The organism is Nonomuraea sp. NPDC050404 (assembly GCF_040655495.1).
Lineage (GTDB): Bacteria > Actinomycetota > Actinomycetes > Streptosporangiales > Streptosporangiaceae > Nonomuraea.
Genome location: NZ_JBFAKB010000006.1, coordinates 378,482 through 396,741, shown reverse-complemented (window position 1 = coordinate 396,741; position 18,260 = coordinate 378,482). Strand labels below are relative to the sequence as shown.

The following is an 18,260-nucleotide window of genomic DNA, read 5'->3' as shown; positions in this document are numbered from 1 at the left end:
GACGTCCAAGCCCAAGACCACCGGGTCGTCCAAGACCACCGGGTCCAGGACGTCCAGGCCCAAGACCTCGGCTTCCAGGACGACGTCCAAGGGCAGGAAGACTTCCACGGCGAAGTCCCGCTGACCCGGCCGACCAGAGGGCCGACGAGATCACTCGTCGGCCCTCACACATGTCCCGGGGTCCCGGGAAAACAGCAAGCCCCCCGGAGAGTCTCCGGGGGACCTGGAAGTTCTCTGCAGCTCTCTGGGAGCTCTGGAAGACGCGCGGTCACAGCAGTCGCTTGACCGCGGCGGTGATGGCGGCGCGGTCGATGCGGGCGTCCGCGAGTTGCTCCTGCGGCGTGGCGGAGCCGGGCAGGTCCGTCACGGCGAGCTTCACCACCCGCGGCCCCAGCTCGCACACCGCGTCCATCACCGCGTCGCCCAGCCCGCCCTCGACCCGATGGTCCTCCACCGTGATCAGGTTGCCGGTGGTCGTGGCCGCCTCGGTCAGCACCGCCGTGTCCACGGGCTTGATCGAGTACAGGTCGATGACCCCCACCTGGATCCCCTCCGCACCCAGGTCGTCGGCCGCCGCCAGCGCCTCGTGCACGGTGACGCCCGCCGCCACGATCGTGGCCCGGTCGCCGGGCGTGTGCCGCAGCACCCGCGAGCCGCCCACCTGGAACCGCTCGCCCGGCTCGTAGATCACCGGGGTGTCGCCCCGCGTGGTCCGCAGGTAGGAGACGCCCTCCAGCTCGGCCATCTCGGCGATCAGGGCCGCGGTCTGGTTGGCGTCGCACGGGTAGAGCACGGTGCTGCCGTGCACGGTCCGCATCATGGCCAGGTCTTCGAGCCCCATCTGCGAGGGTCCGTCCTCGCCGATCGCCACCCCGGCGTGCGAGCCGACCAGCCGGATGTCCGCCCTGCTCACCCCGGCCATCCTGATGAAGTCGTGCGCCCTGGTCAGGAACGCCGCGAACGTGGCCGCGTACGGCTTCCAGCCGCGCACCTGCATCCCGACGGCCGCCGCCACGAGCTGCTGCTCGGCGATGTACATCTCGAAGAACCGCTCGGGGAACTCCTTGCCGAACGTCTCGGTCTTGGTGGAGTCGGCCACCTCGCCGTCCAGCGCCACCACGTCGCCCCGGGCCGCGCCGAGCGCCCTCAGCGCCGCCCCGTACGCCGTGCGCGTGGCGACCCGCTCGCCCACCGCGTACGACGGCAGCTCCATCCCGTCACTGTCGAACCTGAACGGCGCCGCCACCTCCTTGTCCGGCTTGTCCACGTCGATCCGCACGCTGCGCCGGCCGCCCAGCTCGTCCACGGCCTTGTCCGGGTCCTTGAGCGCCTTGCCGTGGGCGCCCTCGCGGTTCTCGACCTCCAGCACCCCTTCGCCCTTGCGGGTCTTGGCCAGGATCACGGTCGGGCGGCGGCGCGTGTTGCGGGCGTCGGTCAGCGCGTAGTCGATCTGCCCGGGGTCGTGCCCGTCGATCTCGATCGTGTGCCAGCCGAAGGCCCCGAACCTGCGCGCGTACGCACCGGTGTCCCAGCCGTGCCGGGTGGGTCCCCGCTGCCCGAGCCGATTGACGTCCACGATGGCCGTCACGTTGGCCAGCCCTTCGCTCCCGGCGTGCTCGGCGGCCTCCCAGATCGACCCCTCGGCCAGCTCGCTGTCGCCGCACAACACCCAGACCTGGTACGGCAGCCGCTCCAGCCGCCCGGCCATCGCCACGCCCACCCCGACGGGCAGCCCTTGTCCGAGCGAGCCGGTGGCCACGTTCACCCAGGGCAGCCGGGGCGAGGGATGCCCCTCCAGCCGGCTGCCGCGCTTCCTGAACGACAGCAGCTCCTCGTCAGTGATCACGCCGGCGGCCTTGTAGAGGGAGTAGAGCAAGGGGGAGGCGTGTCCCTTGGAGAAGATCAGGTGGTCGTTGGCGGGGTTGGCGGGGTTGTCGAAGTCGTAGCGCAGGTGGCAGGAGAACAGCACGGCCATGAGGTCGGCGGCGGACATGGACGAGGTCGGATGGCCGGACCCGGCCTCGGCCGCCGCCCGCACCGAGTCGACGCGTAGTTGCGCCGACAGCGCGGCCAGGTATTGAAGATCGCGTTCCGGCATCATGACCTCCTCTAGACGGTTTCAGCCCCGTCTACCCGGGCGCGCCTGATTAACCGCCGTAGCTGTCGTTTGTTACTCAGTGATCTCCCTCTGTCACGCCGCCCGGGTGCGTCCCCTTGACTCACCGCTGCGTGCCCATCTGTTACGCGTTGCCGTGGTCCGCCACTCGCCGCACTTCGGCTGATGGCCCTCCAGGAAACGGCCTCTGAACCCGTCACCAGTGGCCCGCCGTGACGCGAGCCCAAGTTGCCCGGCTCGGTGGTCGCGGGGCGCGAGCCGGGGGTCTGGCGCGGTGGGAGCGGGGTTACGAGCCGGGGGTCTGGCGCGGCGGGAGTGGGGTCACGAGCCGGGGGTCTCGCGCGGTGGGAGCGGAGTCACGAGCGCCTGGACGAGCGCAGCGCGGTGACCGTGAGGGCTGCGGCGCCGGCGAGGCCCAGAAGTACGGGAGCGCGATGCTGGGAGAGCCAGAGTTGGGGGCTGCGGGCGTGGGAGCGGGAGCCGAAGGTGCCGTGTGCGCCGTAGTCCTCGGATTCGTCGGCGGGCTGCCACAGGTTGGCCACGCCCGTCGGCGCCTTCTCGTCCGTCTGCTGCGACTTCTTGCCGGTTTTGGCCAGGTACCGGTCCACGAGGGCGGGGGCCACTCGCTGGGCCAGCAGGGTGGCCGTCGTGCTGATGCCCACCCAGTACTCCTTGCGCTCGGGGTGCTCGGCCGCGTACACGATCGCCCTGGCCGCCACCTCCGGCTGGTAGATCGGCGGGACGGGCTGCGGATGGCGGCGCAGCTTGGACAGGACCCACTCGAACTGCGGCGTGTTGAGCGCGGGGAGTTGCACCAGCGTGATGTGGATGTTGCTGCCGTCGGACATCAGCTCCGTGCGGACCGACTCGGTGAAGCCCTTGACCGCGTGTTTCGCGCCGCAGTACGCGGACTGCAGGGGGATGGCCCGCTGCGACAGCGCCGAGCCCGCCTGGACGATCGCGCCGGCGTTGCGCGGGCGCATCACGTCCAGGGCGGCCTTGGTGCCCCAGACGTAGCCCAGGTAGGTCACCGCTGTGGCGCGGGTGTACTCCTCTGGTGATATATCGGTGAATTTGGCGAATACGGAGGAAAAGGCGATGTTGATCCAGGCGGAGATCGGGCCCATCTCCGTCTCGATACGCTCCGCCGCCTGCCGTACCTGCTCGTAGTCGGCGACATCGGCCTCGTAGACCTGACCGGTGCCGCCCTCGGCACCGACGTCCACGGCGGCGGCGCCCAGGCCCGCCGTGCCGCGGGCGATCAGGGCCACCCTGGCCCCGCGCGCGCCGAGCTCGCGGACCACCGCGCGCCCGACCCCGCCGCTCGCGCCCGTCACCACTACCACACGCCCTCGAAGTGGCGTCATGCCGAGATCAGCCTGCCTCTCCGTCGTGTCCCCGCTTCTGCCGCCGGATGGCCATCACCATGTCGACGACCGTGACCACGGCCAGCACGACCGCGATCGCCGTTATCACGTAGGCGCCGGTGAGCAGCCCCAGCACCGCGAACGCGAACATGAACACCAGGACGAACGACCCGACCCTGATGTGCACCACGTCGCGAGGGGTGGCGGGCACCATGGCATGGCCTTTACGGTCCCGTCCTTCGTGCCATTCTCCGTTGTCAGACATGCGGCTCACCTGCCCGTACCGTTTGCGGCCTAACGTCCGGGGTAGCCCGCTTCGCGTGCCTGACGGTGATCAGCGTGGCGACGGTCCGGCCCTTGAGCTGCAGCCCAGCGACCAGAACGAGCCGGGCATCGTACGGCGGCGGCGCGGACGCGGGTTCAGCTACGTGGGCCCCAACGGCAGGCCGGTGCGCGACAAGGGCACGCTCGCCCGCATCAAGACCCTGGCCATCCCGCCGGCCTGGCAGGACGTGTGGATCTGCGTGTCCCCAACGGGCCATCTGCAGGCCGTCGGGACGGACGCGGCGGGCCGGCGGCAGTACCGCTACCACGACGTGTGGCGCGAGCAGCAGGACCGCGCCAAGTTCGACCGGGTGCTGGAGGTCGCCGAGCGGCTGCCCGCCTTCAGGAAGGCCGTGGACGACGATCTCGGCGGGCGCGGGCTGACCAGGCAGCGGGTGCTGGCCGCCGCCGCCCGGCTGCTCGACATCGGCTTCTTCCGCATCGGCGGCGAGAGCTACGACACCTACGGCCTGGCCACGCTCAGGATGGAGCACGTCACCTGCTCGCGCGGCCTCGTCGTCTGCTCCTACCAGGCCAAGGGCGACCTGGCGCGGGAGGTCGAGGTGGCCGATCCCGAGGCGTGCAAGGTGCTGCGGGCGCTGAAGAAGCTGCGGGTGGACGGCGAGTTGCTGCGTTACCGGCGCGACGGCGGCTGGGCCGACATCAGGAGCGAGGACATCAACGAGTACCTGCGCGAGACGATCGGGTACGAGGTCACCGCCAAGGACTTCCGCACCTGGCACGCCACCGTACTGGCGGCCGTGGGCCTGGCGGTGTCCCGGCCGGCCGCGAGCGAGGGGTCCACCAAGAAGCAGCGGGCCGTGGTCCGGGTGATGCGCGAGGTCGCCGAGTACCTGGGCAACACGCCGACCGTGGCCAGGGCGTCGTACGTGGATCCGCGCGTGGTTGAGGCATACGACCAGGACAGGACCATCGCCGCGGCGCTGACCGAGCTGGGGGCGGACGCGGATTTCGGCCAGCTTGCCACGGCGGGACCGGTGGAACGGGCGGTAATTGACCTGATTCGTACCGTTTGAGGTGTTCTTCCTGGGGCATGCGGCGACAAGAGAAGGAGGAGAGCGATGGAAGCTCCGCAGTACGTCGCGGCCCGCGTCCAGCAGGCGCTGGCCGAGGACGGACGCACACACGAGCTCGGCATACGCGTCGACATCAGAGGCGACCAGCTCTTCCTGCGCGGCCACGTGAGCGGGGCCGAGCAGCGCGAGCGACTCGGCCAGGTGGCACACGAGGCCGCACCCGAGCTCCACCTGCACAACGAGATCAACGTGGTCGAGGTCACCGAGCCAGGAGAGGATGAGCATCTTGACTGACCTGCGCATAGCGGCCGTGGGCGACATCCACCTGGGCGAGGACGTCAGAGGCCAGTACCGCGCGAAGCTGCACGGCATCGAGGACCGGGCGGATGTGTTCATGCTGGCGGGCGACCTGACCAGGCACGGCACTCTGGAGGAGGGCCGGCTGGTGGCCGACGAGCTGCGCGGCCTGCCGATCCCGGTCGTCGCGGTGCTCGGCAACCACGACTACCACTCCGACCTGCAGTACGAGATCGCCTCCGAGTTGCGCGACGCGGGGGTCACGGTGCTGGACGACGACGGCGTCGTGATCCAGTGCGGTGACAAGAAGCTGGGCGTGGTCGGCGGGAAGGGCTTCGGCGGCGGGTTCGCGGGCAAGTGTGCCAGCGAGTTCGGTGAGCGCGAGATCAAGAACTTCGTCTCCCACACGCGTCACATCGCCGAGGCGTGGAAGGTGGCGCTGAAGGAGATCGTGGCCGACCAGCGCGTGGTGTTGTCGCACTACTCTCCGATCAAGGAGACGCTGGAGGGCGAACCGCCGGAGATCTTCCCCTTTCTCGGCAGCTACCTGCTGGCCGAGGCGGTGGACACGGCCGGGGCCGACCTGATCCTGCACGGGCACGCGCACAAGGGCAGCGAGAAGGGCATGACGCCGGGCGGCATCCGGGTGCGCAACGTGGCGCTGCCGGTCCTCAACAGGGCCTACTGCGTGTACTGCCTCGACTGCGAGGACGACTTCCAGCAGCACTAGAGAATTTCCGGCAGCACTGGAGAGCGGAGGGCGGCTTCCGGCTCCACTGGAGCGCTAGAGCACTCGGGCGGCGATGACGCACACGTCGTCCTCCGAGAACTTGCCGCCCATCCGCTTGAGCAGGCAGTCGATCAGTTCCTCCGGGTCGTCGGCCGGGCAGAAATGGGCCGCCTGGACCAGGGCGTCCATGCCGGACTCCAGGTCGCGCCCGCGCCGCTCCACGACGCCGTCGGTGTAGAGGACGAGGAGGTCGTCGGTCTGGAGCTGGGTGGTGTTCAGGACGTACTCGGTCGCGTCGAACGCGCCCAGCATCATCCCCGCCACCCCGTCCACCAGCCGCGCCTGGCCGTCCCTGATGAGCATCGGGGCCGGATGGCCCGCGTTCGTCCAGCGGAAGGTGTAGTCCTCGGGGTCGAAGTGCCCGATGATCGCGGTGCCGGTCACGGTGACGCCCTCGTTGGAGTGCACGATGAGGTCGTTCAGCCAGGTGGCGAGCTGCCCGGCGGGCGCCTGCGTGTAGGCCAGGCCGGCCAGGCCCGAGCGCATCTGCAACATGATGCTGGCGGCGGTCAGCCCGTGCCCCATCGCGTCGCCGATCGCCAGCAGCACCCTGCCGTCGGGGATGAGCCGGGCCTTGAACCAGTCGCCGCCCAGCCTGATCAGCTCCTCGCCCGGCAGGTAACGCACTCCGACGGTCAGCCCCGGCAGGTGGATGAGGCCGCGGCGGATCGGCAGGATCGTGTTCTGCAGCTGGACGGTGACCTGATGCTCCTGTTCGGCCCGCTCGCGCTGCCGGTGCGCCTGCTCGTGCGCCACGGCCAGCGCCCGCTCCCTGCGCCGGTTCCTGGTCACGTCCTGTACGAAGCAGCGCACCTTGACCGGCACGCCGTCGGTGTCGAGTATCGGCTCGCTGAAGACGCTCAGATGCCGCACCCCGTACCGCTGCTGCACCCGGAACTCGGTCTCGACCGCCTCCCGGTGCTCAAGTAGCGAGCGCAACTGCTCCTCGACGATCGGCAGGTCGTCCGGGAGCACCGCGGCGGGCAACTCCTCCAGCGGGATCGGCCCGTCGGCGCGGTCGCAGCCGAACATCTCATACATCTGCGGCGTCCACAGCGTGCGCTCCGTGGCCAGGTTCCACTCGCCCCAGCCCACCTCGGCCAGGCGCTGGGCGCGTTCCCAGCCGGAGACCAGCAGTTCCTCATCGTCCAGGGCCCGCCAGCTCGCCAGCAGCCCGTCGTTCACCCGGGCCGCGCGCACGGCGATGGTGGCCGGCCAGAGCAGGTAGTCGCGCACCTCCACGAACTCCAGCACGGGGCGGACCATGGGCTCGCCGGTCTCGAAGACGGTGATGTAGTCGTCCAGCAGCCCGGAGCTGGCCATGCCGGGGCTGGTCGCCATGAGTCGCCGCCCGGTCAGTTCCGCGGCGGTACGTCCGGCCACGCTCCTGGCGTGCCGGTTGGCGGCCATGATGAGGAAGTCGACGACGCGGCCCGTGGCGTCCCTGATGGGGGTCAGGTAGAGAGCCGACGCGTGGACCCCCTCCAGCATGCCGCGCACCCAGGAGGGGGCCTCCGGCGTGTCCCTGATCTCCTCGCGGGGAGGCTCGACGCCCTTGGCGATCTCGATCAGGTCCAGGCCGCTGTGCTGGGCCATTCTGTCGAGTTGCTCGGCGGCCTCGCCGGGACGGATGTTCATCTCGGTCGCCAGCCGCGCGATGGCCTCGTCGAGGATGGCCTCGCCGCGCATGTGGTGCCGCAGCCGCAACAGCTGATCACGAATCCTCGACGAGACAGCGCCGGATTCGTAGCGGCTGAACGGAGGATATCTACTCACAACGCCCCTCATGCCCTGTGTGCGGGAAATGAGGGGCGTTATTGATGGATATTTCTGCAAAAACAGCTAGGGGCCGCTGGACCGTTCTCGGGGATCGGCCCAGCGGCGGATACGGATGAGGGCGTCCGGACGGCGCCCCTAGACATTGAAGATGCTGACTCCACCAGGTCCGACGAGGAAACCGAGGACGATGAGCACGATCCCCCAGAGCAGATCGCGCCGGGCCAGGATCACATAGATCCCGGAGATGACGAGAATTACTGCGATGATCCAGAGCAAAGTAGCCATGAACAGCCACTGCCCTAGCAAAGCGCCCCATAACATGCCTTCTAGCGCGGAGGCTCTTTACTCGGCGGACTTCATCAGCTTGGCGTAGGCGAGCTGCAGCCAGTCCGAGATGGCCACGGCCGTCATGGTCGCGCCCACGAGCCTGGTGACCCTCGGGGCCAGGACGAGACCGGCGGCGTACCCGGTGGCGACCCATTGGGCCAGGCAGAACGGGCAGGCCAGCAGCTCGCCGATCGCGCCGCGCGGCTTCTCCCGCACCTCCGCGGGGCCGCCCTGGCCTTCGTACTGAGTGAAGGGGGCGCGCAGCGGGCTGGTGACCGGATCCTTGGCCAGGCGGCGCGACACCTTGTGCGTGCAGGCCGCCATCAGCAGCAGGTCCATCACCCCGACGTGCTCGGGGGCCTTGCGTCCCGCCAGCATCGCCGCGACGGCGGCCACCCCGACGGTTCCCCCGTACGCGCTGAGGAGACCGGCGTAGCCCGCCAGCGGCCGGTCCTGCCCGCCTTCGTAGGCTTTCTCGGTCTTTTCCAGTATTTCTGACATGGCGTTTCGAGCTACCCGCAGCCCATCATCACCAACGTCTATTTGACGATCGTTTGGGTAGCCCGTTCACATGAGTAGCCACGGTCATGCGGTCACCGACGCCATCCTTGACACGCTGAAGCGGGCCAGCTCGGGGCTGAAGGAAGCCGGAGTGAAGTTCGCGCTGGCCGGCGGATGCGCGGCCTACGCGCGCGGTGCCGCCCCCTCGCTTCACGACGTGGACTTCGTCCTCACCGAGCATGATGTCCCCGCCGCGCTTGAGGCACTGCGCCAGCTTGGCTTCCAGACGGCCAAACCTCCGGAGGACTGGCTGGTCAAGGCCTATGACGAGGGCCGGCTGGTCGACCTCATCTTCCGGGTCTCCGACCTGCCGATCACCGACGTGCTGCTGGACAGGGCCGAGCCGCTGAAGGCGTCGGCCGTGGTCGTGCCCGTGCTGGAGGCCACCGACCTGGTCATCTCGTGGCTGCTGCCGCTGTCGGAGCACGCCTGCGACTACGGCGCGCTGCTGCCCCAGGTGCGGGCCCTGCGCGAGCAGGTGGACTGGCCGCGCGTGGCCGCGGTGACCTCCGATTCCCCCTACGCGGCCACGTTCATCACCCTGCTGGAGCGGCTGGGCGTGCTGAACGGCCCGGTCGTGCCCTCCGGCGACCCCAAGTGGCCGTGATCAGCCGCGCCTCGTGGCGGCGGTGACGCGCTTGAGGATGCGGTCCCACTCCGTGCCGAACGGGTTGTCCTGCACCAGGTACGTCCACGTCGCCGTCGGCCGCTGCAGATCCGGCTCCGGCGCCTCGAACGACTCCAGCGAGCGCTTCTCCACCTCGGCCAGCAACGACTTGTACTCCGCCACCGCCTCCCGGTGGAACTCGTCGATCGGGCTCATCCGGCCCAGCGCCCGCAGATGGATGCCCTCGCGCAGGTCGGTCAGGAACGCCAGGTGCTCGGTCCAGCAGCGGTCGATGGCGTGCAGCACGATCTGCCGGGCCGTCTCCTCCCTGGTGTCCTCCGGCATCGACTCCCAGCGCTCCTTGTCGGCCTCGGCCAGGGCCTTGGCGGCGGCGTCGCCGTGCAGGACCTTGTCGCGCCACTCCAGGATCAGCTCGCGCTGGCGCTCCAGCAGCCGCGTGTAGCGCCACGTGTTGCGGTGGATCTCCAGGTTGACGCCCTCGGCGACGCGCTGGGCATGGCCCACCAGGTACGCGCCGCGCCGGTGGCGTACCAGGCCGTCCGCGTCGGCGGCGGGCGGGCGCTCGTCGGGGACGAACTGGGTGATCAGATCGTCCTTCGTGCTCACGAAGAAGACCGAGCCGCCCGGGTCGCCCTGCCGGCCCGCGCGCCCACGGAGCTGGTCGTCCAGGCGGCTGCTGGCGTGCCGGCCCGAGCCGATCACGTACAGGCCGCCCAGTTCGGCCACGCCCTCCCCGAGGCGGATGTCGGTGCCGCGCCCGGCCATCTGCGTGGAGACCGTGATGGCGTCGCGCTCGCCCGCCCTGGCGATGATCGCCGCCTCTTCCGCGTCGTTCTTGGCGTTGAGCACGACCGGCTCCAGCGAACGCCGCTGCAGCAGCTTGGCCAGGTTCTCCGACTCGGCCACGTCCAGCGTGCCGATCAGGATCGGCCGGCCGCTCTCGTGGACGGCCTGGATCTCCTCCACCAGCGCCGCGTCCTTGTCGGGGACGGTCGGGTAGATGCGGTCGGGCTCGTCCACCCGCACGCACGGCCGGTTCGGCGGGATCACCGCGACCTTGAGCCCGTAGAACTCGCCCAGCTGCTCGCTGACGGCCACGGCCGTGCCGGTCATGCCGCAGATCTGCGGGTAGCGGCGGATCAGCCCCTGAACCGTGATCGAGTCGAGGATCTCGCCCTTCTCGCTCGGCGGCAGCGCCTCCTTGGCCTCCACGGCCGCCTGCAGGCCGTTCGGCCAGCGCTGCAGCACCGCGACCCGGCCGCGCGAGGGGTTGATGAGCTGCACCTTGCCGTCGCGCACGATGTAGTCGACGTCGCGGGCCAGCAGCGCGTGGGCGTGCAGGGCCAGGTTGAGCTCGATGAGCGTGCCCGGCTCGTGCTCGTCGTAGAGGTCCACGCTGAGCAGGTTCTCCACGCTGTCGGCGCCCTTGGGGGTCAGGTAGACGTTGCGCGCCTGCTCGTCGATCTCGTAGTGGTAGCCGCGTACGAGCTGCCTGACCAGCGCCGCCATCTCCGGCACCGCGTTGCCCGCGTCGGCCGCCCCGGCCATGACCAGCGGCACGCGGGCCTCGTCCACGAGCACGGAGTCGGCCTCGTCGATCAGCGCGACCTCGGGCGCGGGCACGATGATCCCGCTCGCGTCCGTGCGCAGCCGATCGCGCAGCACGTCGAACCCGATCTCGCTGACGGGCCCGTACGTCACGTTCTTCGCGTACGCCTCCCGCCGCTCGGCCCGCGTGGAGTTCTGGTCGATCCAGCCCACGCTCACCCCGAGCGCCTCGAAGAAGGGGCCCATCCACTCGGCGTCGCGCCTGGCCAGATAGTCGTTGACGGAAATGACGTGCACCCGCTTGCCCTGCAACGCGTACCCGGCCGCCGCCATGGCCCCCGACAGGGTCTTGCCCTCACCGGTGGCCATCTCGGCGACCTTGCCGTCGAGCAGGGCCAGCGTGCCCAGCATCTGCACGTCATACGGACGCAGCCCCAAGGTACGGTCGGCGGCCTCCCGCGCCACGGCACAGAACTCCGCCAGATCGCTCATGTCGGGAACAGGCAGATCATCAAGCTTGCCGACCCGGTCGGCCCGGCCGTCCGCCGCTTTCACGATCTTTTGATAGGGCGTCAAAGGTACGCCTCCCGGACGGTCCAGGAGGTTCCTCAGAATTCCCTTAATCGAGGCCACAGTTCCTCCAACGCGCGCTTCGCCGACACCGTTCCCCTTTATTCGGGGTGGGGGAGCGGAGCGACGATTCGGCAAGCGTCGCCGTACCGGACCTTAACTCATCCGCGGGCCCGCCCTGTCATATCACGCTCCATCGGTTCGTACGGCGAGCACGGCCACCGCGGCCAGCAGCAGCACACAGCCGGACCAGGCCAGGGGCGTCAGGCGCTCATCGAAGAGCAGCACGCCGAGCAGTGCCGCGCCCACCGCCTCGCCGAGCGAGATGATCGAGACCGTGGTGGCGCGCAGGGCGGTCAGGGCGCGGAAGAACAGGGCGTAGGCGAGTGCGGTCGGCACCGCGCCCAGGTAGACCAGCAGCGCCACCGACGTCCAGCTCACCTCCGGCACCACCCCTTCCACCAGCGCGAACGGCGCCAGGCAAACCGCCCCGACGACGAACCCGCCGACCGCCACCGCGCGCGGGTCGTCCTCGTTGGCGCGCCTGGAGAGCAGGGTGACCCCGGCGTAGCCGGCGGCCGAGGCCAGCGCGAGCACGATGCCGAGAGCTTCGGCACTTCCGGATTCGGTCGGCAGGGCGCTTTCGCCCGTGAGCAGGGCGAGTCCGGTCAGCGCGGCGGCCAGGGCGGTGAGCGCGGTCCTGCCGAGGTGCTCGCGCAGCAGGAAGTGGCTGCCGAGCGCGGTGAAGATGGGGGTGGCGCCCATCGTCACCACGGTCGCCACGGCCACGCCGGAGTGGGCTATGGCGGCGAAGTACGCGGTCTGATAGACGGCCATGCCCGCGCCGATGAGCAGCACGCGCCCGCTGGGACGTCCGCTGGGACGTCCGCTGGGACGTCCGCTGAGACGTCCGCTGAGATGTGCGGTGAGATGTGCGGTGAGGCGAGCGCTATTGAGTGACAGGGCGAGAAGGAAGGCGGCGCCGAGCAGGTAGCGCCAGAGGGAGACGCCGACGGGGCCGAGGCCGCCGGTCTCGAAGAGCAGGGAGCCGGCGGCGCCGCCGGTGCCCCAGGCGGTCGCGGCCACGGACACGTAGAGTGCGCCCCGCCGGGCGGAGACGTGGGTCATGACAGGTGTTCTCCGGGAGGAGTGGTCGAAGGGGGCCCGTGTGCGGGCAGCGACCACCCCCGGATCGGTCAGACCCGGAAATATCAGGAAATGCCGCCCGCTATCGGGCGGCGGGCGGGGAGCAGATCAACCGTCTCGGCATGACGCAGACTCTAGCGGCCACCCCACCGCGAACGCCTCAGGGTTTCCGCGCGCCCCGGACGCCTCAGGGCCGCGCACCCTGGGCCGGGCGCGTCAGGGCTGGCGGGCGGTCCGGGCGGGGGCGCCTCAGGGTTTGCGGGCGACTCCGCCCAGCAGCAGTTCCTCCCAGGGCGCCAGCGGGCCGGGGATGCGCTCGTCGGGGTGCCATTCGGGGAAGCGCACCACGCCCGGCTCCACCAGCACCAGGCCGTCGAAGAACCGCGCGATGGCCGCCTCGTCCCGGAAATAGCCGGTGCCCATGGTGGCCTGCAACATCACCTCCAGCGCCTTGGCCTTGGGGCTCTCCGAGGCCAAGAAGTTGGAGACGGCCAGGTAGCTGCCGGGCGCCAGCGCGTTGACGTAGTCACGGATGAGGGCGTGCGGGTTCTCCTGGTCGGAGAACAGGTGCAGCAGCCCGATGGCCAGCAGCGCCGTGGGCTGCGACGGGTCGATCAGGCGGCGCAGGGCCGGGTGGCCGAGCACGCCGTGCGCGTCGCGGGCGTCGGCGGTGATGGCTTCGGCGTAGGCGTTGCCGCTCAGTATGGCGTGCGCGTGCGGCTCCACCATGGGGTCGATGTCCACGTACACGACCCGGGCCGTGGGGTCGGCGAACTGCGCGACCTCGTGGGTGTTCTCGACGGTGGGCAGCCCGGAGCCGAGGTCGATGATCTGCCTGATGCCCGCCTCACGGATGAGGTAGTCGACCACCCGGCCGATGAAGGCGCGGTTGCACCAGACGAGATCGACCACCTCGGGCACGGCGGCCTTCAGCTTGCGCGCCACCGAACGGTCGGAGGCGTAGTTCTCCATGCCGCCCAGCAGCGCGTCGTGCACACGCGCCACGCTGGGCCGCTCCGGATCCACTCCGGGAGGCGCCCATTCGGCACTCATCCGCCCTCCTCGCGCAGACCGATGCGGGATCGATGCCGCGGTACCGGTGCCACGGACCGATGGACCGATGGACCGGTGCCACAGACCGATGCGCGGATCGTATCCGCACCGGGAAGTCCGCGCCCGGCCTGGCGAGGGGTTGTCAGGAGAGTCAGGTCACCGTGTCGGGGCGCCCGCCGGAGCGGCCGCGGCGTGCGCGGGTTCCCGTTTGGACAGCAGCCGCTTGAGCCGGGGCGCGAGCGGCCGCTCCACGAACCGGTGCACCAGGTACGCCGCCCCCAGCATGACCACGATCAGCCCGACGAGCAGCACGTACTTGTTGACCGAGTCCTCCAGCCGCGCGAGCAGGATGAAGCCGACGTGCGCGTGCAGCAGATACAGCGGGTACGTGAGCGCGCCCGCCGTCACCATGCCCGGCCTGGACAGCGGCTGGGTGACCCGCAGCGCGACGAACGTCATGATCAGGAAGATGAGCACGACGAGGGCCGTGATGACGACCGGCGAGTACGTGACGGAGTAGCGTTCCCCGACCGCCTCGGCGTACCCGATGGCCCGGTAGACCGCGTTGCCCAGGCAGATCGGCACCAGCAGCGCGATCTGCCAGTCCAGCCCGAACCGGTAGAGCATGAACAGCGCCATCCCGGCGATGAAGTAGTGCGAGAACTCCGACTGCACCACCAGGTCCGCGATCCCCGGCAGCACCCCCGCCTCGACCAGGAACGTCAGCGCCAGCCAGCCCCACAGGGCCGCCATGACCCGCCCCCGCGTCATCCCGATGAAGGTGAAGACCAGGATGAGCAGGTAGAACCGCATCTCCGCCCACAACGTCCAGTAGACGACGTCCACGTTCTCGATGTTGGGGATGGCCTGGAACATCGTCAGGTTCGCCAGCACCTGGGTTAACGAGACCTGGAACAGGCCCTGCCCCAGCGCCACGGTGACCAGGGCGGTGACCGCGATGCCGATCCAGTAGGCGGGGTAGAGCCGCACGACCCGGGAGACCACGAACTGCCTGGGGCTCCTGCCCCACGCGCTCATCAGCACGACGAAGCCGCTGATCAGGAAGAACAGGTCGACGCCCAGGTAGCCGTACTTCGCCCAGGCGCTCTCGGTGACGAACGTCACGGTGGTCTTGTCGCCGGCCCAGCCGGAGAACACGTAGTGGAAGAGCACCACGAACAGAGCCGCCAGCAGTCGGAGCCCGTCGAGCTCGTACAGCCGTTCTGGCCTGGTTGACATGGGTCTCTCCCTTCTATGTGAAGAGGGTGGCGGCATCAGCTTGCGAGTTGGTTGCAGAACGTCAAAGGCATTCTTACGGGTTTACACGATTTTCGACGGGTAGTTGTGGTCTCGCCCGAAAGACGACAAGAAGAGAGGATGAGAGCACCAATGGAGCTCTGGGACTATCGACCTGACGTCTACAACCGCGGGCAGGCGCTGGACCTCGTGGGCTACCACGTCCAGGCGACGGACGGGAAGATCGGTTCTGTCGACGAGGCGACGTACGAGGTGGGCGAGAGCTTCCTCATCGTCGACACCGGTCCGTGGATCTTCGGTAAGAAGGTTCTGCTCCCGGCCCAGGTGATCACGAAGATCGATCCCCAGGAACGCGACATCTTCGTGGCACGTACCAAGGCCGAGATCAAGGACGCGCCCGAGTTCGACGAGGGCGCTCACAAGGAACCCGAATACCGCACCCGGCTCGGCGACTACTACCGCCGCTTCCCTGGGTGAGTCCAGGCCGCAAGAGGGGGGGCCGCGCCGCCGGGCGCGCCCCCTGGCGTTTCCGGAGAACGTTGTGGCGTACCTGACAGCAGGTGGCAGGTATGGCTGGAAGGCTTGCCAGCATGACGACGAAAGCACAACTTCTGGCCTTCACCATCGACTGCGCCGCCCCCAAGGCGCTGGCCGGGTTCTACCACGAGGTCACCGGGTGGGAGATCACCTACGCCGAGGACGAGTACGCCGCCATCACCGACGGCACCACCAGCATCTACTTCGGCCGCGTGGCCGATCGTAAGCCGGCCGCGTGGCCCGGCCCCGACAAGCAGTTCCACCTCGACTTCCGGGTGCCCGACGTGGCCAAGGCGGCCGAGGAGTACGTGGCGCTGGGCGCGTCCAAGCCCGACTTCCAGCCGGGCGTCACCGAGGAGGGCACGCGCTGGATCGTGCTGCAGGACCCCGAGGGCCACCTGTTCTGCGTCTGCCCGCAGTCCTGACCCCCTGATCGTCTGCCCGCAGTTCTGACCACCTGACCACCTGACCGCATGCCCCGCAGTCCTGACCGCCTGACTGCCTGCGCGACTGTCTGCCCGATCGACGCGACCCGGACATCCGCCCGACGCCGGCCGGACACTGTGGTCCGGTTCGTTATCCAGTGTCCGCTCAAGGAAGCGCCACATGTTCGTGCAGGTCGAAGGCAATTTGAGATGATTTTTCGGCCTAAAGGTTGATTCTGGAACCTCTGTGGCCTCATAAGCTGGAGCAATGCTCTTGAAAGGATCTCTGCTCCTGCGCGGGCCGCGATGACCTGGGTCGGCATGCTGATCGCCCTGGCGGGAGCGCTGGGATACGCACTTGGCGCCGCGATCCAGCAGTACGAGGTCGTGGCGGAAGGCGCCTCGCTGAAGCTGGTCAGGCGCCCGCGCTGGTGGGTCGGCGGCGTCATCAGCTTCTCGGGAGCCTGCCTGCACGCCGTGGCGCTGAGCCTCGCGCCGCTGGTCGCCGTGCAGCCGATCAGCGTCGCCACGCTGGTGTTCGCGGTGCCGCTGGCCGCGTTCATGTACGGGCGCAGACCGTACCGGGCCGAGATCCTGGGCTCGATCGCCGTGGCCGTGGGCCTGCTCTGGCTCATGCTGCTGGTGCCCTCGCACCACGTCACGCCCAGCCTGAGCGACGGCGCGGCGCTCGGCTTCATCGCCGTGATCGCGGCGATCACGCTGGTCACGCAGGTGATCGCGAGCCGGGTCCACGGAGCTAACAAGGCGTTGCTGCTGGCCGTGGGCGCCGGGGCGGTCACCGCGAGCGTGTCCACGTTCGTACGCGTGGTCGGCGGCGGGATGGAGGGCGACTGGGGGCGGCTGATCCACTGGTTCACCCTGGCCGTGCCCGTGCTGCTGGTGTGCGCGGTGGTGCTGCTGCAGCGCTCGTACGCCGTGGGCTACTTCGGCATCGCCTACGCCGGTGTGCAGGTCATCGACCCGATCACCTCCGTGCTGGCCGGAGCCATCCTGCTCGGCGAGCCCCTGCCGACCGACCCCTCGACCGCCGTTCCCGCCCTGCTGGCCGCCGCGCTCACCATCGGCGGCACGATCACGCTCGGCCGGCTCACCCCCGACCACAAGGCGGCACCCGCCACCACGGAACGCCGCCCCGCCGCCACCCAGTCCCGACCGGCCACCACGGAGTCCCGGCCGGTCACCGCCGAGCCCGCGGCGCAGTCCCTGGAGCGCAAGTCCCCGCCCCTGGAGCGGGTGATCACCGTCCAGCAGTCGCCGGTGGACGCCAGCGCAACATCTCGTCCATCGAGCGCAACATCAGATCTGGGCTGATCCGGGCCGCGGCCGACACCCCCAGGTCCCGCAGCCGTACCGCCAGCGGATTGCGCAGCTTGGTCATCCGGCACATGGTCCACGACCGCTGAACGATCTTCGCCGTCCGCTCCATCCGGGCCGCGCTGTAAGCGGCCAGCGCCGGGGAGCCGCCGCCCCGGGCATCGCCGGCCATGTGCCCCAGCACCACCCCGTCCTCGATCGCCTGGCAGGCGCCCTGCCCCAGGTTGGGCGTCATCGCGTGCGCCGCGTCACCGACCAGGGCGACCCGGCCCCGATGGAAGGCGGGCAGCGGCTCGGCGTTGTAGTAGACGTCGTTGCGGATGATCCTGGCGGGATCGGCGGCCCGTAGCAGGTCGGGGATCGGCTCGTGCCAGCCGCCGAACCTGCGTAGCAACTCCGCGCGTTCGTCCGCGTGCACGGTCCCGGCGGGCAGCACGTCGGTGGCGTAGACGTAGACGATGCCCCCGGCCAGCGGGTGGACGCCGAACACGGTGCCCCTGCCCCAGCTCTCCGAACGGGGGACCGTCAGCCCGTCGCCAGGGATGAGGCCGCGCCAGGCCGTCACCCCCGAGTACGCCGGCCCGGGATGCCCGGGGAACAGCGTGCGCCGGGTGGCCGAATGGATGCCGTCGGCCGCCACGACGAGGTCGGCCTCCAGGTCGCCCGCCCCGGTGCGTACGACACCCTTGTCGGCGTCCACGTCCGAGACGGTCGTCCCCAGGCGCAGGCGCTCGCGGCCGAGAGCGTCGATGAACACCTCCATCAGCGTGGCCCGCAGCGTGACCACCATCGAGTCGCCGTACTTGGCGTCCGCGTCCTGCTCCGTGGTCTGCGTCAGCCAGCTCCCGTTCGCGCGGCGCAGGCCGAACCGCCCCTCCGTCACGGCCAGCTCGCGGACGCGGTCGCCGAGGCCGATGACGTCGAGCGCCTTGAGCGCGTTGGCGGCGATCACCAGGCCCGACCCGACGGGCTCGATCTCGGGCGCGCGCTCCAGCACGGTCACGTCCCACCCCTTGCGGCGCAGCGCCACCCCGGCGGTCAGCCCGCCCACTCCCGCGCCGATCACCACGGCTCTGGCCATGGCGGCCTCCCCTCACTACGTCTGTAGTGTCAATCTACTACGCCTGTAGTGCGGGCCCTCGTTCGCGGTAGGATCGGCTCCC

Annotated in this window: 18 protein-coding genes; 7 read left to right on the top strand and 11 right to left on the bottom strand. The window is 69.8% G+C overall.

The window, feature by feature from the left end; all coding sequences use genetic code 11:
* Positions 1-268: 268 nt before the first annotated feature.
* From AB0I81_RS19155 to AB0I81_RS19145, 3 genes are all read right to left on the bottom strand, one after another.
* On the bottom strand, positions 269-2,101 hold the full coding sequence (locus tag AB0I81_RS19155) for a transketolase (protein ID WP_360658250.1): 1,833 nt from the start codon (positions 2,099-2,101) through the stop codon (positions 269-271).
* A gap of 371 nt (positions 2,102-2,472) precedes the next feature.
* Positions 2,473-3,483, bottom strand: a complete 1,011-nt coding sequence (locus AB0I81_RS19150; RefSeq protein WP_360658248.1) for an SDR family oxidoreductase — start codon at positions 3,481-3,483, stop codon at positions 2,473-2,475.
* 7 nt (positions 3,484-3,490) lie between these two features.
* The gene (locus tag AB0I81_RS19145; protein WP_360658246.1) at positions 3,491-3,748 is read right to left on the bottom strand and encodes a hypothetical protein; all 258 of its coding nucleotides are present in this window, start codon (positions 3,746-3,748) and stop codon (positions 3,491-3,493) included.
* Positions 3,749-3,803: 55 nt separating this feature from the next.
* Between AB0I81_RS19145 and AB0I81_RS19140 the strand changes: the two genes are divergently transcribed.
* The 3 genes from AB0I81_RS19140 to AB0I81_RS19130 are packed head-to-tail and all read left to right on the top strand — an operon-like array spanning position 3,804 to position 5,871.
* Positions 3,804-4,844: a DNA topoisomerase IB gene (locus AB0I81_RS19140; RefSeq protein WP_360658244.1), complete on the top strand. Its 1,041-nt coding sequence runs from the start codon at positions 3,804-3,806 to the stop codon at positions 4,842-4,844.
* Positions 4,845-4,889: 45 nt separating this feature from the next.
* A complete protein-coding gene (locus tag AB0I81_RS19135) occupies positions 4,890-5,138 on the top strand; it encodes a BON domain-containing protein (protein ID WP_360658242.1) in 249 nt (82 codons plus the stop codon).
* Positions 5,122-5,871 (top strand): metallophosphoesterase, encoded by a 750-nt coding sequence (locus AB0I81_RS19130; RefSeq protein ID WP_360658240.1) that lies wholly within the window; start codon positions 5,122-5,124, stop codon positions 5,869-5,871. The genes AB0I81_RS19135 and AB0I81_RS19130 overlap by 17 nt, the downstream gene beginning before the upstream one ends.
* A gap of 54 nt (positions 5,872-5,925) precedes the next feature.
* Here the strand turns inward: AB0I81_RS19130 and AB0I81_RS19125 are convergent, their stop codons facing one another.
* The 3 genes from AB0I81_RS19125 to AB0I81_RS19115 all read right to left on the bottom strand — a co-directional run bounded on the left by AB0I81_RS19125 (position 5,926) and on the right by AB0I81_RS19115 (position 8,538).
* Positions 5,926-7,707, bottom strand: coding sequence for a SpoIIE family protein phosphatase (locus AB0I81_RS19125; RefSeq protein ID WP_360658238.1), 1,782 nt, complete (start codon positions 7,705-7,707; stop codon positions 5,926-5,928).
* A 138-nt stretch (positions 7,708-7,845) separates the two neighbouring features.
* Positions 7,846-7,995 carry a GPGG-motif small membrane protein gene (locus AB0I81_RS19120; protein WP_165959640.1) on the bottom strand — a complete coding sequence of 50 codons (150 nt, stop codon included), beginning with the start codon at positions 7,993-7,995 and terminating at the stop codon, positions 7,846-7,848.
* 57 nt (positions 7,996-8,052) lie between these two features.
* Complete coding sequence (locus AB0I81_RS19115) at positions 8,053-8,538, bottom strand: DUF1360 domain-containing protein (protein ID WP_360658235.1); 486 nt, start codon at positions 8,536-8,538, stop codon at positions 8,053-8,055.
* A gap of 70 nt (positions 8,539-8,608) precedes the next feature.
* Here AB0I81_RS19115 and AB0I81_RS19110 point away from each other — a divergent pair, with 70 nt between their 5' ends.
* Entirely contained in the window at positions 8,609-9,205 is a 597-nt protein-coding gene (locus tag AB0I81_RS19110; protein WP_360658233.1) for a nucleotidyltransferase, read from the top strand.
* On the opposite strand, the gene secA2 is transcribed toward AB0I81_RS19110, so the two are convergent.
* The 4 genes from secA2 to AB0I81_RS19090 form a co-directional block, all read right to left on the bottom strand.
* A complete protein-coding gene (gene secA2, locus AB0I81_RS19105) occupies positions 9,206-11,407 on the bottom strand; it encodes an accessory Sec system translocase SecA2 (protein WP_360658231.1) in 2,202 nt (733 codons plus the stop codon).
* Between the two features lie 123 nt (positions 11,408-11,530).
* Positions 11,531-12,472 (bottom strand): EamA family transporter, encoded by a 942-nt coding sequence (locus tag AB0I81_RS19100; protein ID WP_360658229.1) that lies wholly within the window; start codon positions 12,470-12,472, stop codon positions 11,531-11,533.
* Between the two features lie 267 nt (positions 12,473-12,739).
* Positions 12,740-13,543, bottom strand: a complete 804-nt coding sequence (locus AB0I81_RS19095) for an SAM-dependent methyltransferase (RefSeq protein WP_360658227.1) — start codon at positions 13,541-13,543, stop codon at positions 12,740-12,742.
* A gap of 156 nt (positions 13,544-13,699) precedes the next feature.
* On the bottom strand, positions 13,700-14,782 hold the full coding sequence (locus tag AB0I81_RS19090; RefSeq protein WP_360658225.1) for an acyltransferase: 1,083 nt from the start codon (positions 14,780-14,782) through the stop codon (positions 13,700-13,702).
* A gap of 138 nt (positions 14,783-14,920) precedes the next feature.
* Between AB0I81_RS19090 and AB0I81_RS19085 the strand changes: the two genes are divergently transcribed.
* From AB0I81_RS19085 to AB0I81_RS19075, 3 genes are all read left to right on the top strand, one after another.
* Positions 14,921-15,277, top strand: coding sequence for a PRC-barrel domain containing protein (locus AB0I81_RS19085; RefSeq protein ID WP_360658223.1), 357 nt, complete (start codon positions 14,921-14,923; stop codon positions 15,275-15,277).
* Between the two features lie 113 nt (positions 15,278-15,390).
* Positions 15,391-15,762: a VOC family protein gene (locus AB0I81_RS19080; RefSeq protein ID WP_360658220.1), complete on the top strand. Its 372-nt coding sequence runs from the start codon at positions 15,391-15,393 to the stop codon at positions 15,760-15,762.
* 306 nt (positions 15,763-16,068) lie between these two features.
* A complete protein-coding gene (locus AB0I81_RS19075) occupies positions 16,069-17,094 on the top strand; it encodes a DMT family transporter (protein ID WP_360658218.1) in 1,026 nt (341 codons plus the stop codon).
* On the opposite strand, the gene AB0I81_RS19070 is transcribed toward AB0I81_RS19075, so the two are convergent.
* Positions 17,021-18,178 carry an FAD-dependent monooxygenase gene (locus AB0I81_RS19070; RefSeq protein WP_360658215.1) on the bottom strand — a complete coding sequence of 386 codons (1,158 nt, stop codon included), beginning with the start codon at positions 18,176-18,178 and terminating at the stop codon, positions 17,021-17,023. The two genes, AB0I81_RS19075 and AB0I81_RS19070, sit on opposite strands and share 74 nt — an antisense overlap.
* Between the last annotated feature and the right edge of the window lie 82 nt (positions 18,179-18,260).

What these genes read in the sequence shown, in the direction of transcription:
- AB0I81_RS19145 (WP_360658246.1), bottom strand. Translation starts at nt 3,748, where the DNA reads ATGTCTGACAACGGAGAATGGCACGAAGGACGGGACCGTAAAGGCCAT.
- AB0I81_RS19095 (WP_360658227.1), bottom strand. Translation starts at nt 13,543, where the DNA reads ATGAGTGCCGAATGGGCGCCTCCCGGAGTGGATCCGGAGCGGCCCAGC.
- AB0I81_RS19070 (WP_360658215.1), bottom strand. Translation starts at nt 18,178, where the DNA reads ATGGCCAGAGCCGTGGTGATCGGCGCGGGAGTGGGCGGGCTGACCGCC.
- AB0I81_RS19100 (WP_360658229.1), bottom strand. Translation starts at nt 12,472, where the DNA reads ATGACCCACGTCTCCGCCCGGCGGGGCGCACTCTACGTGTCCGTGGCC.
- AB0I81_RS19080 (WP_360658220.1), top strand. Translation starts at nt 15,391, where the DNA reads ATGACGACGAAAGCACAACTTCTGGCCTTCACCATCGACTGCGCCGCC.
- AB0I81_RS19075 (WP_360658218.1), top strand. Translation starts at nt 16,069, where the DNA reads ATGACCTGGGTCGGCATGCTGATCGCCCTGGCGGGAGCGCTGGGATAC.
- AB0I81_RS19090 (WP_360658225.1), bottom strand. Translation starts at nt 14,782, where the DNA reads ATGTCAACCAGGCCAGAACGGCTGTACGAGCTCGACGGGCTCCGACTG.
- AB0I81_RS19135 (WP_360658242.1), top strand. Translation starts at nt 4,890, where the DNA reads ATGGAAGCTCCGCAGTACGTCGCGGCCCGCGTCCAGCAGGCGCTGGCC.
- AB0I81_RS19110 (WP_360658233.1), top strand. Translation starts at nt 8,609, where the DNA reads ATGAGTAGCCACGGTCATGCGGTCACCGACGCCATCCTTGACACGCTG.
- AB0I81_RS19120 (WP_165959640.1), bottom strand. Translation starts at nt 7,995, where the DNA reads ATGGCTACTTTGCTCTGGATCATCGCAGTAATTCTCGTCATCTCCGGG.
- AB0I81_RS19155 (WP_360658250.1), bottom strand. Translation starts at nt 2,101, where the DNA reads ATGATGCCGGAACGCGATCTTCAATACCTGGCCGCGCTGTCGGCGCAA.
- AB0I81_RS19150 (WP_360658248.1), bottom strand. Translation starts at nt 3,483, where the DNA reads ATGACGCCACTTCGAGGGCGTGTGGTAGTGGTGACGGGCGCGAGCGGC.
- AB0I81_RS19085 (WP_360658223.1), top strand. Translation starts at nt 14,921, where the DNA reads ATGAGAGCACCAATGGAGCTCTGGGACTATCGACCTGACGTCTACAAC.
- AB0I81_RS19130 (WP_360658240.1), top strand. Translation starts at nt 5,122, where the DNA reads ATGAGCATCTTGACTGACCTGCGCATAGCGGCCGTGGGCGACATCCAC.
- AB0I81_RS19115 (WP_360658235.1), bottom strand. Translation starts at nt 8,538, where the DNA reads ATGTCAGAAATACTGGAAAAGACCGAGAAAGCCTACGAAGGCGGGCAG.